The sequence below is a fragment of the Ectothiorhodospira haloalkaliphila ATCC 51935 genome, assembly GCF_000633935.1.
Taxonomy (GTDB): domain Bacteria; phylum Pseudomonadota; class Gammaproteobacteria; order Ectothiorhodospirales; family Ectothiorhodospiraceae; genus Ectothiorhodospira; species Ectothiorhodospira haloalkaliphila.
Genome location: NZ_KK214996.1, coordinates 64,473 through 79,945 on the forward strand (window position 1 = coordinate 64,473; position 15,473 = coordinate 79,945).

Consider the following 15,473-nt stretch of genomic DNA (forward strand, 5'->3'; position numbering starts at 1 on the left):
GAAAACTCCCAGGACATCGCCGGGGCGTCACCGACGCTCCCCCTACCCCTCGACCTTGACGATCAGAGACGGATCATCGTTGGCGGGACGATTGACCCGGGGCGAGACGGGATAGGCGATCAGTCGGTCCGGGTCCAGCCGCCGGGCAATCTTACGGATGGTTTCCCGGTCCGACAGTTCCGGATCCAGCCACTGCCACCGGCACTCGGGATCGAGCACCACCGGCTGACGATCGTGGATGAACGCGAAGGCCGGACACGCCGGTTCGGTCAGGATCGCGCAGCAGGTCTCCAGCCCCTCCCCCGCCGGTTCCCAGAGCCCCGCAAAGAACACCACCTCGTCCCGGTCAGGGTCCTTCAGGGTGATGTAGTACGGCTGTTTGCCGGATTCGGTCTTGCGCCACTCGTACCAGCCGTTCGCAGGAATCAGGCAGCGCCGGTGGGCGAACGCGGACCGGAAATACGGGCTGGTGGCCGCCTTCTCGGCGCGGATGTTGATCGGGGTTGGCGCATCCTCCTTCGCCCAGGGCGGACGAAACCCCCAGTGCGAGAACGCGAAAGAAACCGGATCGTCGGGCGTCGCGAGGACGCAGGTGATCTGAATCCCTGGCGTGACGTTGTACTGGGCATGCACGTCGCCAACCGGCAACCGGGAGTCGAAATAGCGTGCTGCAACGCGACTGCGCGGCGTATGGAGCGCAAAGCGGCCACACATGGGATGCCTCCGTCAGAGTGACTTGCGCGACGCGTTCGTCGCGCTTCAAAGGAACCGAACACCCAGGTGGCGGAAATGGATCCAGACAACCCAGCCACCTCGCCGCCTACACCAACCCACCCACCAGGGGCTCACCCCACCACGCGATCCTTGCCCCCGGATTTGGCCTCATACAGTGCCTTGTCCGCCCGCAGGAAAAGGGAATCCGCGGACTCTTCGGCCTGCAACGTGGCCAGTCCAATGCTGACGGTCTGCCTGATACTCGTCTCCCCCAAGGGCTGAGGCTGACTGGCCACCGCCCGACGCAGCCGCTCGGCAATCTCCCCGGCCATGGCCTCGTCGGCGCCCGGCATCAGGACCACGAACTCTTCCCCACCGTAACGGCAAACCATGTCCCCCCGGCGTACCGAGTCGGCCATGACCTGCCCCATGCGGATCAGCACCTGATCACCCACTGCATGGCCATGGACGTCATTGACCTGTTTGAAGTTGTCCGCATCAATCACGGCCACCGACAGCGGTGAACCAAGAGAGTGGGCACGGGCCACCAGATCCGGAAAACAGCGGTCCAGGTGACGACGGTTGTAGAGGCCGGTGAGATCATCCAGCAAGGTGGACCGCTCCAATTGATCCCCCCTTCGGACCAGGATCTCACGTTCCGATTGCAGCTCACGGATACGATCCGCAAGTGCCAGTGACAGCAGCATGGTTTCCAGAGCCGATCCCACCTGGACGGCATAGTAGGTGATCAGATTATTGGGCAGTATCCCCAGGGCACCCAGGACGAAGAGCAAGGCGCCGACGAACATGGCTGCCCAGGCCAGGAGGAGATACAGCGCCGGGCGGAAGTCGTGAAGATGATAGGCGCGCAAGCTGGCGCCCACCACCAGCACGATGACCGCCAGCGCCACCAGTGAGAAGAACAGCACGCTGCCGGCCGTACCCAGCCAGACATGCAACAGAATCCCGGCCAGGGGCAGCGGCAGGGCCGCGCGCAACCAGCGGTCCCAATCCGGATCACGGCGGCGCATCAGGAGGAAACGTCGGGTGAACTGCAATGCAAACGTGGACAGCAACGCCACGCACAGAAACATCAGGAGTTGGGTGGTCTGGCTCCCCCACTCGGGGAAAAACTCCAGATGGACACCGCGCTGGAACAAGAAGTAGCCCGCGGTGGAGAGAATGAAGGCGATGTACCAGGCGTAGCTGGCGTCCCGCAGGCTGAAGAGCAGGAACAGGTTATAGACCGCCAAGGCCAGGATGATGCCGTGATACCCCCCTTGCGCCAGCCAGAACCGGGTGGCCTGGGCCTGATGCCCCTCAAAGGTCTGGATCTCGGCATGAAAACGCAGGTTCTGGCCCGTCTCCACCCTCAGCAGGTAGCGACTTGCCGGGCTATCCGCTTCAATGTGGAAGACATGGCGCCAGGCCGGGCGCCGTTGTTGATCCCAGGCCACCGCCTGGTGTCGGGGCACCTCTCGCCATTGCCCGCCCTCCTCCTGTGCGAACAGGGTCACGGAATCAAACAGGGGGTTGTCCAGCGAGAGCAGGCGCGGACGGGCATCCAGTTCCTGCAAGGCAAACGCCACCCAGAGCACCCCTGGCGACATGCCCTGGTTGAAGGAGCGCGAATCCAGCTCCACAAAATCGGGCGGATCCCTGTCCAGCAAGGCCTCGGGGGTGGTTCGCCGAGCCGTGTCCATATACACCGCGCTGTAAGGCGCCAGCGGCACCCGCTCCTGGCCAGCCACATCAATGGCCTCCGGCCAGCCAAGGCCGGTCGCGCCCGGCCAGGACCACAAGAACATCAACAGGATGCTCAGGATGACAAGAGCCGACCCGCCGGCGAATGCCCACTGACGTCGCTCAAGCATCATCACGGAGCCCACACCACCTCAACGTCCCTATTCCGGGGGAAGGTGCCATTCTATCCCATCGGCACAGTCCCGACCCAGCAGGGCACCCGCCGAATTCCACCATCGGGTTGTTTGTCGTGCCGCCCCCTACTCCGATCTTGCACCGCGACTTCTCTTCAGGGGCGGTCTCCGTCATGATCGACCATGTACGCCTGGATGGCCGCCATCACTTCATCGATATCGAAGGGCATACCGATGTAACGGTCAAAGCCCGCTTCAATCCCCTTCGACACATCCTTGGCCGAGGCCCGGGCCGTCAGGCCCACCACGGGGATATGGCGGGTCGATGCCATGGACCTGAGTCGCTCCAGCACCTCAAAACCGTGCATGTCAGGCAACTCGAGATCCAGAAAGATCAAGCGGGGCTTGTAGGCGGTGGCCAGGTCCAGCCCCAGGGAGCCCGTCGGTGATCCCATGTAATCCACGTCATTCAGACGTGAGAGCACACGCTGCAATAGCCTCAGGTTGGTCATGCTGTCGTCGATATGCAGCACCAGTCCGCGGGCCCTTTCCGCGTTGAGGGCGACCGATGGCGTTGACGGCTCCGCAGACTGAACGTCATTCCCCGGCGGCAGCAGGATGGAAAATCGACTGCCCACCCCCCGCTTGCTCTCCACCGACAGCGTCCCGCCCATGGTCTCCACCAGCTTTTTGCTGATGGCCAGGCCGATACCGGTTCCCTCCACATGCCCGCGTCCCAGCCGCTCAAAGGGCCGGAAGACATCGGCGATCCGGTCCTCGGGTATGCCGATGCCTGTATCCTGGACATCGATCCTGACACTGTCCTTCGTCCCATCGGTATCGTGACTGACAGTGAGCGTGACCGCACCATTCGGGCGATTGTATTTGATGCCGTTCGACAGCAGGTTGACCATTACCTGACGCAGTCGCATGGGATCGCAATCCACCTGGAGTTCGTCCTGCACTTTCAACTCCGGTCTGACCTGCCGCGCCTCGGCCAGGGAGGTCACCAGACTGATGGCCTCCTCGGCGAGGGCCCGACAATCCTCGGTGGAGATGGTGAGTTCCACACGGCCCGTTTCGATCTTCGACAGATCGAGGATCTCGTCGATCAGCCCCAGCAGATGCTGTCCGGCTGCGCGGATCTCTTCCACGCAGATGGCCTGCTCGGTCGTCAGATCGGGATCGTACTGGAGCAGTTGCCCAAAACCCAGCACGGCATTCAGGGGTGTACGCAGTTCATGGCTCATCCCCAGAATGAAATCCGACTTGAACTGGTTGGCCCGGTCCGCTGCGCTCTTGGATTCCACGAGGGCCTCTTCAAGCTGCTTGCGATCAGAAATGTCCTGGATGGTGCCAAAGATCTGCACGGGCTCGCCATCGTCGTCGAAACGAACCCGTGCCCTGTGGATTACCCAGATAAACTCTCCATTGGATCGGCGGATACGGTATTCGATCGTAGGAATGTCAGGCCATTTGGCCTTCAAGGTTCTCTCGTGGTTTGCTTTCACCCGATCCACATCATCGGGATGCACGCGCCCCCAGTATTCCTCCGACGTGGGGTTGAAGTCTGAGGTGTCACACCCGAGCATTTCATACGTGGCATGACACCACCACACGTCATCGGAACGCAGATCCACTTCCCAGTGCCCCAGCTTCGCCATGTCGCAGGCTTCACGGAGCCGGGCGCGGCTGAGGGACAACTCGGAACCAAGGATCTTGTAATCCGTGATCTCAAAGACCTGCCCGTGCCAGAGCATGGCCCCATTGGGTAACAACTCTGGCTCGGCATACTCCTCGACCCAAAGAAGACCCTGACCCGGATGCTGAATGCGGTACTGGAGCCGCAAGGGAGTTCGGGAAGCGGCGCAATGCTCATAGTAGCGCTGCACCTGAGAGGCATCGTCAGGATGCATTCGGCCGCGGATCGTCATCGGATCATTCAGGGCCTGATCGGGTGTCACCCCGAAAATCGCCTCAATGGCCCGATTGACATACTCATACCGGCAGGCCCCATCCGGTTCCACTCGATATTGAAAGATCATCGACGGCAGACGCGACAATGTGCGCGCCAACGGATGCGATTCCCCGATTACCATACCTTCTCCTCGGCGTACTGGAGCAGCTCGGCCTCATCTCAACCCAGGAGGAGCACCTTGCCACCCAATTTCCATAGCGGAATTTCAACGGCAGTTTAGCCCTTCGCTTATCGAATGTCTTGGTCGATGGTGCCAGACCCCCTTGAATCCCAGATGACATCCCCGGACTCGCCATCGGACTCGAAATAACCTTTTGAGAAAAGACAAATCCCTGAGCGAAGCGGCCCTTGAGGCTCTATGAGCCAACGCTTCGAAGCGGACGACTTCCCAACCGCATGCCCGGGTAAAAAAACCACCCCCCGCCGGATAAACGGTTTTCCATTGTCCCTGCCCTACCCCTTCGGAAAGATGGTGGCGTCCACGGTTTGCCAGCCATGGACTGCCTCTACGGCGGGCCTGTTGCCCTGGGCGCGGGCCCGCCTCTTACCCGGAGATGGACATGCGACAACGGTTCCTGACCACCCTGGTGATCACCGCGACCCTCGGGGCCGCGACGGCTGAGGCCAGCGGCGATGTGCGTGTCGGTCGCTATCAGACCCTGGCACCGATCCCCACAGCAGAGCAGGTGCGGCCGCTTTCGGTCATCGTGGATGTGCGCTTCCCACGGCGTAGCGTGCAGACCGTGGGGGACGCGGTGCGCCACCTGTTATCGCCCAGCGGGTTTGCCCTGGCTGATGCGGCCCATGCAGATCCCTATCGGCCGGTGTTGCTGAATCAGCCATTGCCCGAGGTGCATCGTCATCTGGGGCCCCTGCCCCTGAATCAAGCCCTGGCCACCCTGGCCGGCGAGGCCTGGCAGGTGAGCCTGGACCCGGTTCATCGCCTGGTGTCGTTCGAGCTGAGACCGGACTACCAAGCCCGGTATGTAGAGCGTTACGGCGATACCCCGCCCGCGGCGCTCCGGGAACCGCCAGAGCGTAGCGAGCCACGAGATGCGCCCCGCTGGGTGGACGCCCCGGCGACGGCCGGTGACTACGGTCCCGTTCGGCCGCAGCAGACCCTCCTGGATATCGCCACCGAATTGTGGCCGGGCCATCGCACCCTCACACGCCAGGGGCTGGTGGCCCTTTGGCAGGCCAACCCCGAGGCCTTCCTGCATCTGGGCGGCGAGCCCAACATGAACCTGCTGCGTGAGGGGGTGTGGTTGCGTGTCCCCGACTCGGCCACTGTCGATTCCATCCCGCCGGCCGACGCCGAGGCCATCATCCGCGCGCAATTCGGCCGGTGGCGTCCAGCGACCAAATCCGCTCAGACCGATGACTGATCCCCAGGAGACCCGTCATGGCGAACGATCCACAGTCCCAGGAAACATATGACCACCCCCCGCGCCCCGAGGTGTCCGGCGCTGAGTCCACTGAGCATCCGCGCCTACTGCCGCCGCTGGATGACCTCGAGGCATCCGGCAGTGAACCCCCTCAGCTGCATCCCCCACCCAAGGCCCTGATCATCGGCGGTGGCGCCATCATCGTGCTGCTGGTGGTGAGTGCGGTCATGCTCTTCGGCGGGGGTGGTGATGCCGATCCGGTGACCTATGAGGGCAACGGCGCCGGTGCCCTGGCCGGGGACGTAGAGGCCGGTGAGGAGGCCTCCATCAGGGACGCACACGCCGAGTCTTTCGAGGCTGACGATTTGCCCCCGCTCCCTGTCGATCTATCTGCCGACCGGCCGGAAGCCGATCGCCTTGATGACCTGGGACGCCGCCTGTCAACGACCGAAGATCGGGTGGCAGACCTGGATGAGCGGATGTCGACGCTCATCACCTCGGTCGATCACTTGCTGGACGAGGCCCCCTGGGAAGCGGCCGGGAACGGCCAGGCGCCCCTGAACAACGAGAAACTGGCCAGCCTCTCCGAGCAGGTGGCCGCCCTGCAGGGAACGCCGAACACCCTGAAGGCACTGGATCGCCGCATCGCCAGTCTGGAATCCGCCCATCGGGCCGCCACCCGGGCCCGGGCCAATCGCCCACCGTTCACCCTGGTGGCCATCGACTACTGGGACAACCGGCCTTATGCCACCCTGGAGAGCGATGGGCGTCATGCCCGGCTCAGCGAGGGGGATCATCTCTCCGGCTGGCAGCTGCACCGGTTGGACCCGAGCACCCGTGAGGCCCGTTTCATCCGGCCTGATGGGCGCATGGTCAGCCTGTCGGTGGAGGGCTGAGGCATGGAATGGTTTCTGATTGTGGTTCTGGCAGGGGCGGCCTTCAGCATCGAACAGGCACGAGCCGAGCCGGTGATCGTGGCTGAATACCCTGCCGAGCCCGAGGCTTCGGATCCACACGAATCACCGGCTTCCGCGCCCGTGCCGGCCCCGCTCTGGCCAGCGTGCGAGGGCCCCGTGGTGTACCGCAACCTCACCATCTCCGCAGAGGCTGCCACCTACTGGCTGCCCGATGGGCGCCGGTGCGTCCCGGGCGCCCGGTCGGAGGCAGCGCCATGAGACACCCCATCCGCTTGATCATCCGGTCACTGCTGGTCGCCAGCCTGGCCGTCACGGCCGGCCCGGCCCTGGGTGATACACAGGCACAGGAGACCGAGCGCACGGCCTCCGAAGGCGCCGACACGCGCATCGAGCGCCTCGCCGAGGCCTGGGGGCTGAGTGTCGAGGAATGGGAACGCTACGAGTCCCTGATGGCCGGTCAGCGGGGCCTGTGGTCTCCCGACCTGGACCCGATCATGGTCCTGGGTATTCATGCCCGCAGCGAATCGGAGCGGCGCCGCTATGCCGAGAGGGCCGTGGCCCAGGAGCGGGCCCGGGTCGAGGGGGAGTTGGCCTTCCAGCGCGCCTACGATGATGCCTGGCGGCGCCTCTACCCCGATGAGGCGCTGATTGATGTGGCGCGCCTGGCCTCCAGCCCTGCCCCCCTGCAGCCTCTGGCCAGTGAAGGCCCGAGCCGGGGCGACCGTTTGCTGCTGTTCACCCGCACCCAGGGCTGCAGTCGCTGTGATGCTCTGCTAGATGAGGTCATGGCAAGGGCCGACGCGCGTGACCTTGGCCTGGACATCTATCTGCTGGACACCGAGCCCGGCGATGAGACTGTGGTCAGGGCCTGGGCCGCTCACCATGAGATTCCCACCCGGCGCGTGCAGCAGCGCCGCATCACTTTGAACCATGACAACGGCACGGCGCGGCGACTGGGAGTACGCACCAGTGCCCCGGCCCTGCTGCATCGGACTCGCGAGGGGGCCACCCATGCCATTGGGCTTAAGGATCTGCGCTGAAAAGCTGCGCATGGCGACCCTGGTGGGCAGTCTGCTGGTCGCCGGCCCCGTGTGGCCATCGACCATCCCGCCCGCCTACGTGGAGGCCGCCCGGGCCTACCAGGTGCCTCCCGAGGTGGTCTTTGCCGTGGCCCTGGCCGAGAGCGAGATGCTGCTCACCTCCCGGCGCGTGTTGCCCTGGCCCTGGACCCTGAATGTGGCAGGCCAGCCGGAGCGTTACCGCAATCGGCGCGAGGCCCATGAGGCCATTCAGCGCCACCTGGCGGCCGGGCGCACCTCCATCGACATCGGCCTGATGCAGGTGAACTGGCACTGGCATGCCCAGCGTCTGCAGGATCCCTGGCGGGCCCTGGACCCCCATCACAACCTGCGGGTGGGGGCACAGATCCTTCACGAGTTGTACCAGGAGGACGGGGACTGGATCGTGGTCGTGGGCCGCTATCACGCCCCGGCCGATACCCCGGCGGCCCGCGCCCGTGCCGAGCGCTACCGGGCCCGGGTGCTGGAACGTCTGCAGAGGCTGTCTCCCCATGAATGATCCCTCCCCTGCCCGGCGACCCTGGCTCTGCCTGCTGACGCTGGTCTGTCTGTGGGGCCTGCCCTCACTGCCCGTGTCGGCTGGGCCGGTGGTGATCTTCGATAGCGGCCAGACCGTCCCCCTCGCGCCCTATCGCGCCCCCCTGGAGGCCGAGGAGGCCGATTCGGGCCCGGGCTTGACGACCTCGCCAGTCTCACCCGGGCAATCACCCGGGGGTGTCGTCGATCTGGCATCCAGGCTGCCCCTGACCACGCCGGCGCTGCGCCCCGGCCGCCTGGCCGAGGATGCCCGGGGCGATGTCCTGGAGCGTCTGCAGTACCTGCCCCGGCCCTTCTGTGTCCTGGGTACTGATCGGTTCTCACTGCAGTGGCTGGTCACCCATCGGGCGGTGCTGCGCCGTGAACAGGTGGCCTGCCTGGTGGTGGAAGTGCCCGATGAGGCCGCCTATCAGCGGCTGCAACAGGCAGCCGAGGGGGTGCCCCTGACCCCGATCCCCGGCGAGGACCTGGCGGCGCAGTTCGGGCTGTCGGTCTACCCGGTGCTGATCACCCGCGAGGGCTTTGAGCAATGAACCGCAACCCGGTCGAGGCCCTGCTGCGCCCGGCGGTGGAGTTGTGGTCGGCCTTTGTGGCCGGCACGGCGGCCGTGATCGCCCTGGTGGCCCCCTGGGCCCTGATGATGACGCCGGCGGTGGCCTGGGTGGCGGCGGCGGTACTGGGTGGTTTTGCCCTGGTCCGGGGCTGGCAAGGCTGGAAGGTGCTGCACTATCAGCGCAATCTCAGGCGCCTGCGTGAATACCGGCTGGGGGCCGACCGCATCCCAGTGAGCCGGCGCAAGCTGTTCCTGGGACTGGGCTTTGCCTGGACCCAGAAGCATACCCAGCGCCTGCGCGACACCATCCGCCCGGAGGTCCAGCACTATATCCGGCCCGGTCGGCTGTATCGCTGGGCCCGGTCCCGGGAAGTCGCCTGGGAGAACACCCCGGGGCTGTCCTGGATCGCCACCCTGCTCGGGATCCGGGCCTGGTGGAACCCGCTGGCGCCGCTGCCGCCGGTGGGTGGCAAGCCGGCCCTGCATGGCGTCGAGCCGGACGAGGCGCCGGTGTACATGGACCTGGGGGAGCGGGTCGGCCATACCCTGGTCCTGGGGACCACGCGGGTGGGCAAGACCCGCCTGGCGGAGATCCTGATCACCCAGGACATCCGTCGCGGCGATGTGGTGATCGTCTTCGATCCCAAGGGGGATGCCGACCTGTTGCGGCGCATGTATGCCGAGTGCAAGCGGGCCGGCCGGGAGCAGCAGTTTTACATGTTCCATCTGGGTCATCCGGACATCTCGGCCCGCTACAACGCCATCGGCTCGTTCAACCGCATCACCGAGGTGGCCACCCGGGTCACCAACCCCCTGCCCGACCAGGGCAACTCGGCGGCCTTCAAGGAGTTTGGCTGGCGGTTCACCAACATCATCGCCCAGGCCCTGGTGGCGCTGGGGCGGCGCCCGGACTATCAGCAGATCGTGCGCCACATCACCCACATCGAGCAGTTGTTCATCGACTACTGCAACCACTGGCTGCCGGGTGTGGCCCCCGAGGACTGGGGGCACGAGGTGGCCCGGCGCGAGGAGCAGATCAACGAGCGCAACCTGCCCTTTGCCATGAAGGGCCGCTCCCGGCGCCTGGTGGCCCTGGTGCAGTACCTCAAGGACAACGCCCTGTTCGACCCCATCGCCGATGGCCTGCGCTCGGCGGTGGAGTACGACAAGACCTATTTCGACAAGATCGTCGCCTCCCTGCTGCCGCTGCTGGAGAAGCTCACCACCGGCCAGAGCGCTGAACTGATCAGCCCCGATTACTTCGACCTGGACGACCCCCGGCCGATCTTCGATTGGATGCAGGTGATCCGGCAACAATGTGTGGTCTACGTGGGCCTGGATGCCCTGTCCGACATGACCGTGGCCACGGCCGTGGGCAACTCCATGTTCGCGGACCTGGTGTCGGTGGCCGGGCAGCTGTACAAGTTCGGCACCGAGCATGGCCTGCCCAGCGACGATCAGGCACCGCCGCGGATGCCCACGGTGTCGCTGCACGGGGATGAGTTCAACGAGCTGATCGGCGATGAGTTCATCCCGCTGCTGAACAAGGCCGGTGGCTCGGGCTTTCAGGTCACCGCCTATACCCAGACCTGGTCGGATGTGGAGGCCCGTATCGGCTCCAAGCCCAAGGCCGGCCAGGTGGCGGGGAACTTCAACACCCTGATCATGCTGCGGGTGAAGGAGTTTGCCACGGCCGAGATGCTCACCGAGCAGCTGCCGCAGGTGGAGATCAACGCCCTGATGCAGGTCTCGGGGACCAATGACTCGGCCGACCCGGGCTCGGAGCAGCATTTTACCAGCCGCAACGAGGACCGTATCTCGGTCAGCGAGGTGCCATTGCTGACGCCAGCGGACCTGGTGACCCTGCCCAAAGGCCAGGCCTTTGCGCTCATCGAGGGTGGGCAGCTGTTCAAGATCCGCATGCCGCTGCCGGACCATCGCCGCGACCCGCAGATGCCAGCCTCCCTGCAGCACATCGCCAACGACATGGCCCGTCACTACAGCACCGGGGATCACTGGTGGGTGCATGAGCCCGTGCCGCGCACGCAGGTCTCGGGGACACCGGATGCTGCCCCCCATACCTCCAGCACCCCGCCGGCCTCGCACAGCGGCGCCCTCCCGACCGATGAGGGTGAGCGCGGATGAGTACTGCTACCCGCCAGGCCCGTGACACCCGGTATCCGGTCCAGCAGGGCCTATTGAGCCGCACCCTGTCCGCCGTGTCGTCGATCCTGTTCTGGCTGTTCGTGGCGCTGCTGTTCTCCATCCTGGCCGAATGGGCGGGGATGTGGCTGTGGTGGCCAGATGAAGGCGTGGATCACAGTCGGCAGATGCTGGAGCAGGAAATCCGCTATGTGAACCAGGACTTTGGTCGCTCGCTGCTGGTCTCGGAGCCGGCTGATTATGTGCGTCAGTTCGCGGATACCAGCTATCGCCTGCTGTTCGAGATGACGCGGGTGGAGATTGCGATCCAATGGCTGAGCCAGCCGATCGATCCCCGGGGATCCACGCTGCAGGCCACCCTGAGACAAGGGTACGGCGTCATCGAAGCCCATGTGGTGGCCGCGATGACCATCACGCAGGTCTTCGCCGTGCGCCTGGCGGTGCTGACCCTGGCCATGCCGGTGTTCGTGCTGTTCGGCCTGGTAGCCATCGTCGATGGCCTGGTGCAGCGCGATCTGCGCCGCTGGAGTGGCGGGCGCGAGTCCAGCTTCGTCTATCACCACGCCAAGCGCCTGATCCTGCCCAGCATCATCCTCACCTGGGTGGTGTACCTGGGCATGCCGGTGTCGGTGCATCCGAACTATGTGGTGCTGCCGTTTGCGTTGCTGACGGCAGTGGCATTGGCAGTGACGGCTTCAACGTTCAAGAAGTATTTGTGAAAACAAGATGAATGAGCAGCACGCGCTAGATGTCCAGAGTCGCTGGGCTACTCAACATTGTTCCGCTGATCAATGGATGAAAGCGCATGGTTATACCTGAAATCGTCGTGTGCTCCCTTCTTGTGAACCGCCTGGTGCGGACCCGCATGCCAGGTGGTGTGGGGAGGGCGGGCTAAACACCCGCCCTTACCCGATTAGCCCCTATTGCTTGTTAACTAACCTTTTCTTCTTTGAGCATCTCTGCAAGTCTACGGCCAGCCAAGTCTGCTCTTGTTCGCCCTGTGTTTGGTATGTTTTCACTTGCGCAGTGTTTCATAATTTCATCTGCGGTAAGCTCGATTGGTATCATGAGAACATTCTTTCTCTGCATTTGCTCTATACCGTTCTCGACAGCTTGGCGCCATTCGTTCCAAGAATTCTGCATATGGTCTGCATCCGCAAATTGCGACATGAGCAGAGGCCATTCTTCCTTGCGATAACAAACTACTGAAAGAAATAGTGGGATTGTTCGTTCTGGACTCTCGGTATGTCCGGATGCTGCTGGGAATAAATGCGGATTGTTTTGCTGAATAAGCTGATAGTATAAGTCCAGCCTCGTTCCGACCAAACAATTCTGTGTCTTGAGGTAAGTATGTGCAATACCAACGAGTGAGCGTCGGAGCTCTTGTGGCCTGTGGCCTACATCTTTGGGCCAACGAAAAACACCCCCACCACTGATCCCACGGGGATGGGGTGGGTTGAGCTTCACTCCGTCGGGTGATACTGATTTTTTGATGCGATAATTTATGACGATATTGGTGTCTTTGTCATAGCCTAGGTTTTCGTATTTCTTATCAACTGCAGCATGTCCAGAGTAAGAAAACAATTCAGTTGATACGGTATTCGCTTTATTTCTGGATTTATTTACTGGAAAGCCAGAAAAAGTGTAAACATCATCATCAAGAGTATTATCTGTTAGCCACAAATCATTTCTTTCTATTGGGCGAAGTGATTGATGTAGATTTGCACCAAGAGATTTGGTCAAATTGTAATACGCCAGGTCAATTTTGTCTTTTGATCTGGCTACGCCTTTTTGTGTTTCTATGGATACGAAAGATCCATCTATTGGGACAATGCCAGCGTTGCTTGGTATGCATAGCACGCCTTGACTAGACCAATCTACTACGTGAGCAGCAGTAAGCAGGAAAATTGTGTCTGCAATCGTGACAAGAACTCCTGAGCCTACTTGCTCTACAACCTCTTCGTTGCGGTCCAAAAAGATCGGACAAATTGAGTCGAAAATGTCTGCCATTGGATAACCGGTAATTATTGTAAGCAGAGGGCAAGTTCTAAAGGGCTAACGTTACGCATCAGCCGCGGGCCTCTGGCCCGTCGGCTGGAAGCGCTTGTGTACGCCCGGCATGGGCATGAACCGATGGGGTGAAAGTCCCCTGTAGGAGTACCTGTGATGTCCACTCTGTGGACCAACGTAACTACTAGCCGACGGCAAGGGCAGCCCCGTGAGGGTCTGTCTGGAGGAAGCCCGAGCGCAAAGGTGCGAGCCGACGGACAGACAAAATCGCCGGGAGCGATTTTGAACAGCCGCAGGCTGGCCCGAAGGGCGAGCCCCAGGGATGGGGCGAGTAAACCGCATAGAAGGCTCAGTCCCCGGGCGAGTCAGCACAAGGTGACAAAGCCCATCAGGTGCAGGGGATAGGGTAAATGCGGCGGTTGTGCACTGAAAGTTCATGTCCTTATCCGGGGAGATCTGTTCCGCATGCGGCCAGTGCCGCCATGGGAGTCGAACTGAGGCCCAGTCCGAAAGGACTGGATACGCCATCGAACCCTACCGTGGCTGTGGTCGCCATGGGAGCCGGACTGAGGGCCAGCCCGAAAGGGCTGGGCATCCCACCGGACCCTACCGCGACCCGGGCAGCGCGTCCAACGGCAACGTTCGACGTGACGGCGCAGAGGTCAGCCGAAGCCATAGTAATCGCACGCCCGTGGACGGGCCTCGCGGTGAAGGGCCGAACATGAGAAGACAAGGCGGAGCCGTGGATTGCTCGCACGCGTCGTCGAACCCGTCCGGGGGAGACGCGTCGCGGCGTGATACCACGCAGCCAGCCTTGCACGACGACCTGATGGAGCGGGGGCTGGCAAGCGAGAACATGCGACGGGCATGGAAGCGGGTGAAAGCCAACAGGGGCGCCCCCGGTGTCGATGGGATGCACATCGAGGACTTCCCTGAGTTCGCACGTTCGAACCTGCCGGTCATCCGCCAAGCCTTGCGTGATGGCACGTACCGGCCACAACCGGTGCGACGAGTGACCCTTCCCAAACCCGATGGGGGCGAGCGACTGCTTGGCATCCCGACGGTGACGGATCGGGTCATTCAACAGGCCATGGCGCAAGCTCTGGGGCCGATCTTCGATCCAGGATTCTCGGATTCGAGTTTCGGCTTCCGACCTGGACGCTCCGCCCATGGAGCACTGAGGCGGATACAAACCCATATCGCTGATGGCTACCGCATCGCCGTCGATCTGGACTTGGCGAAGTTCTTCGACACGGTCCAGCACAACATCCTGATGGCCCGAGTGGGCCGCAAGGTGCGCGATAAGCGGCTGCTGGCGTTGATCGGCGAGTATCTGCGGGCGGGTGTGCGGGTCGGAGATACCCTTGAGGCAACGGTGATCGGGACACCCCAGGGTGGTCCCCTGTCGCCCTTGCTGGCCAATATCCTTCTGGATGACCTGGACAAGGAACTGGAAGCGCGAGGGCATCGGTTCGTCCGCTATGCGGACGACCTGCTGATCCTCGTGCGGAGCCACCGCGCCGGGGAACGGGTCATGGCGAGCGTGTCTCGCTTCCTGACCGGCACCCTCAAGCTGGTGGTCAATCCGCACAAGAGCCGCGTGGTCAGGACCAACGACTGCCAATTCCTGGGATTCACCTTCCGGGGAGCAAAGCTGCGATGGTCCGAGCGCGCCTATCAGGACTTCCGTTACCGGCTGAGAAAGCTCACCGGCCGGAGCTGGGGCGTGTCCATGGACTACCGGCTCAAGACGCTGACGGAATATGTCCGTGGTTGGATGGGCTACTTCGGCATCTCGGACTACTATCGGCCTATCCCCGAGCTGGACCACTGGCTGCGACGACGTATCCGCATGTGTTACTGGAAACAGTGGCGCGGGGTGCGAAACCGTATCCGCCACCTGCTGGCCCTGGGAACGCCAAAACGTGCCGCCACCTGGACAGGCATGAGCTCCAAAAGCTACTGGCACCTGTCCCGATCCCTCGGCACCCAGACCGGGATGACCAATGACTGGCTGCAATGCCAAGGCTTGATCAGCATCCGCGATCAATGGATGAAAGCGCATGGTTATACCTGAAATCGTCGTGTGCTCCCTTCTTATGAACCGCCTGGTGCGGACCCGCATGCCAGGTGGTGTGGGGAGGGCGGGCTAAACACCCGCCCTTACCCGATTACACGGCAACTTAACCACTAAAATACGATGGGAACTCGCCAATACACTCACTTACAATCTGATGGTAGGTCCTTAATATATCGGAAT

The 15,473-nt window shown here is 62.8% G+C and carries 13 protein-coding genes; 9 read left to right on the top strand and 4 right to left on the bottom strand.

Translation table 11 applies throughout. The features are described from left to right. Nucleotides 1-42 precede the first annotated feature (42 nt). The 3 genes from ECTHA_RS0102165 to ECTHA_RS16700 form a co-directional block, all read right to left on the bottom strand. On the bottom strand, nt 43-714 hold the full coding sequence (locus tag ECTHA_RS0102165; protein WP_025282633.1) for an SOS response-associated peptidase: 672 nt from the start codon (nt 712-714) through the stop codon (nt 43-45). A gap of 131 nt (nt 715-845) precedes the next feature. Continuing rightward, nucleotides 846-2,591, bottom strand: coding sequence for a sensor domain-containing diguanylate cyclase (locus tag ECTHA_RS0102170; protein ID WP_025282634.1), 1,746 nt, complete (start codon nt 2,589-2,591; stop codon nt 846-848). Nucleotides 2,592-2,746: 155 nt separating this feature from the next. Then, the gene (locus ECTHA_RS16700; protein WP_084306638.1) at nt 2,747-4,690 is read right to left on the bottom strand and encodes a PAS domain-containing hybrid sensor histidine kinase/response regulator; all 1,944 of its coding nucleotides are present in this window, start codon (nt 4,688-4,690) and stop codon (nt 2,747-2,749) included. Between the two features lie 439 nt (nt 4,691-5,129). Here ECTHA_RS16700 and pilL2 point away from each other — a divergent pair, with 439 nt between their 5' ends. Genes pilL2 through ECTHA_RS0102215 form a run of 8 tightly spaced genes read left to right on the top strand, consistent with a single transcriptional unit; the run spans nt 5,130 to nt 11,922 of the window. Continuing rightward, complete coding sequence (pilL2, locus tag ECTHA_RS16705) at nt 5,130-5,954, top strand: PFGI-1 class ICE element type IV pilus protein PilL2 (protein ID WP_025282636.1); 825 nt, start codon at nt 5,130-5,132, stop codon at nt 5,952-5,954. 17 nt (nt 5,955-5,971) lie between these two features. Further along, nucleotides 5,972-6,850, top strand: coding sequence for a hypothetical protein (locus ECTHA_RS0102185; protein ID WP_025282637.1), 879 nt, complete (start codon nt 5,972-5,974; stop codon nt 6,848-6,850). Between the two features lie 3 nt (nt 6,851-6,853). Then, nucleotides 6,854-7,129: a hypothetical protein gene (locus ECTHA_RS0102190; protein ID WP_025282638.1), complete on the top strand. Its 276-nt coding sequence runs from the start codon at nt 6,854-6,856 to the stop codon at nt 7,127-7,129. Beyond that, a complete protein-coding gene (locus tag ECTHA_RS16710) occupies nt 7,126-7,911 on the top strand; it encodes a TIGR03759 family integrating conjugative element protein (protein WP_025282639.1) in 786 nt (261 codons plus the stop codon). Before ECTHA_RS0102190 ends, ECTHA_RS16710 begins: the two co-directional genes overlap by 4 nt. Beyond that, entirely contained in the window at nt 7,883-8,449 is a 567-nt protein-coding gene (locus ECTHA_RS19245; protein ID WP_238984766.1) for a transglycosylase SLT domain-containing protein, read from the top strand. Before ECTHA_RS16710 ends, ECTHA_RS19245 begins: the two co-directional genes overlap by 29 nt. Next, the gene (locus ECTHA_RS18800; RefSeq protein ID WP_025282641.1) at nt 8,442-9,020 is read left to right on the top strand and encodes an integrating conjugative element protein; all 579 of its coding nucleotides are present in this window, start codon (nt 8,442-8,444) and stop codon (nt 9,018-9,020) included. Before ECTHA_RS19245 ends, ECTHA_RS18800 begins: the two co-directional genes overlap by 8 nt. After that, on the top strand, nt 9,017-11,185 hold the full coding sequence (traD, locus tag ECTHA_RS16720) for a type IV conjugative transfer system coupling protein TraD (protein WP_025282642.1): 2,169 nt from the start codon (nt 9,017-9,019) through the stop codon (nt 11,183-11,185). The genes ECTHA_RS18800 and traD overlap by 4 nt, the downstream gene beginning before the upstream one ends. Next, a complete protein-coding gene (locus ECTHA_RS0102215) occupies nt 11,182-11,922 on the top strand; it encodes a TIGR03747 family integrating conjugative element membrane protein (RefSeq protein WP_025282643.1) in 741 nt (246 codons plus the stop codon). Before traD ends, ECTHA_RS0102215 begins: the two co-directional genes overlap by 4 nt. A gap of 211 nt (nt 11,923-12,133) precedes the next feature. Here ECTHA_RS0102215 and ECTHA_RS19790 read toward each other — a convergent pair whose 3' ends face one another. Next, nucleotides 12,134-13,213, bottom strand: a complete 1,080-nt coding sequence (locus ECTHA_RS19790) for a hypothetical protein (protein WP_156946799.1) — start codon at nt 13,211-13,213, stop codon at nt 12,134-12,136. A gap of 814 nt (nt 13,214-14,027) precedes the next feature. Between ECTHA_RS19790 and ltrA the strand changes: the two genes are divergently transcribed. Then, nucleotides 14,028-15,290, top strand: coding sequence for a group II intron reverse transcriptase/maturase (gene ltrA / locus ECTHA_RS0102220; RefSeq protein ID WP_244875610.1), 1,263 nt, complete (start codon nt 14,028-14,030; stop codon nt 15,288-15,290). Nucleotides 15,291-15,473 lie beyond the last annotated feature (183 nt).

Coding starts and splice junctions, on each gene's coding strand:
- ECTHA_RS0102165 (WP_025282633.1), bottom strand. CDS start 714: ATGTGTGGCCGCTTTGCGCTCCATACGCCGCGCAGTCGCGTTGCAGCA.
- ECTHA_RS0102190 (WP_025282638.1), top strand. CDS start 6,854: ATGGAATGGTTTCTGATTGTGGTTCTGGCAGGGGCGGCCTTCAGCATC.
- ECTHA_RS18800 (WP_025282641.1), top strand. CDS start 8,442: ATGAATGATCCCTCCCCTGCCCGGCGACCCTGGCTCTGCCTGCTGACG.
- ECTHA_RS16700 (WP_084306638.1), bottom strand. CDS start 4,690: ATGGTAATCGGGGAATCGCATCCGTTGGCGCGCACATTGTCGCGTCTG.
- traD (WP_025282642.1), top strand. CDS start 9,017: ATGAACCGCAACCCGGTCGAGGCCCTGCTGCGCCCGGCGGTGGAGTTG.
- pilL2 (WP_025282636.1), top strand. CDS start 5,130: ATGCGACAACGGTTCCTGACCACCCTGGTGATCACCGCGACCCTCGGG.
- ECTHA_RS19245 (WP_238984766.1), top strand. CDS start 7,883: ATGCCATTGGGCTTAAGGATCTGCGCTGAAAAGCTGCGCATGGCGACC.
- ECTHA_RS16710 (WP_025282639.1), top strand. CDS start 7,126: ATGAGACACCCCATCCGCTTGATCATCCGGTCACTGCTGGTCGCCAGC.
- ECTHA_RS0102185 (WP_025282637.1), top strand. CDS start 5,972: ATGGCGAACGATCCACAGTCCCAGGAAACATATGACCACCCCCCGCGC.
- ECTHA_RS19790 (WP_156946799.1), bottom strand. CDS start 13,213: ATGGCAGACATTTTCGACTCAATTTGTCCGATCTTTTTGGACCGCAAC.
- ECTHA_RS0102215 (WP_025282643.1), top strand. CDS start 11,182: ATGAGTACTGCTACCCGCCAGGCCCGTGACACCCGGTATCCGGTCCAG.
- ECTHA_RS0102170 (WP_025282634.1), bottom strand. CDS start 2,591: ATGATGCTTGAGCGACGTCAGTGGGCATTCGCCGGCGGGTCGGCTCTT.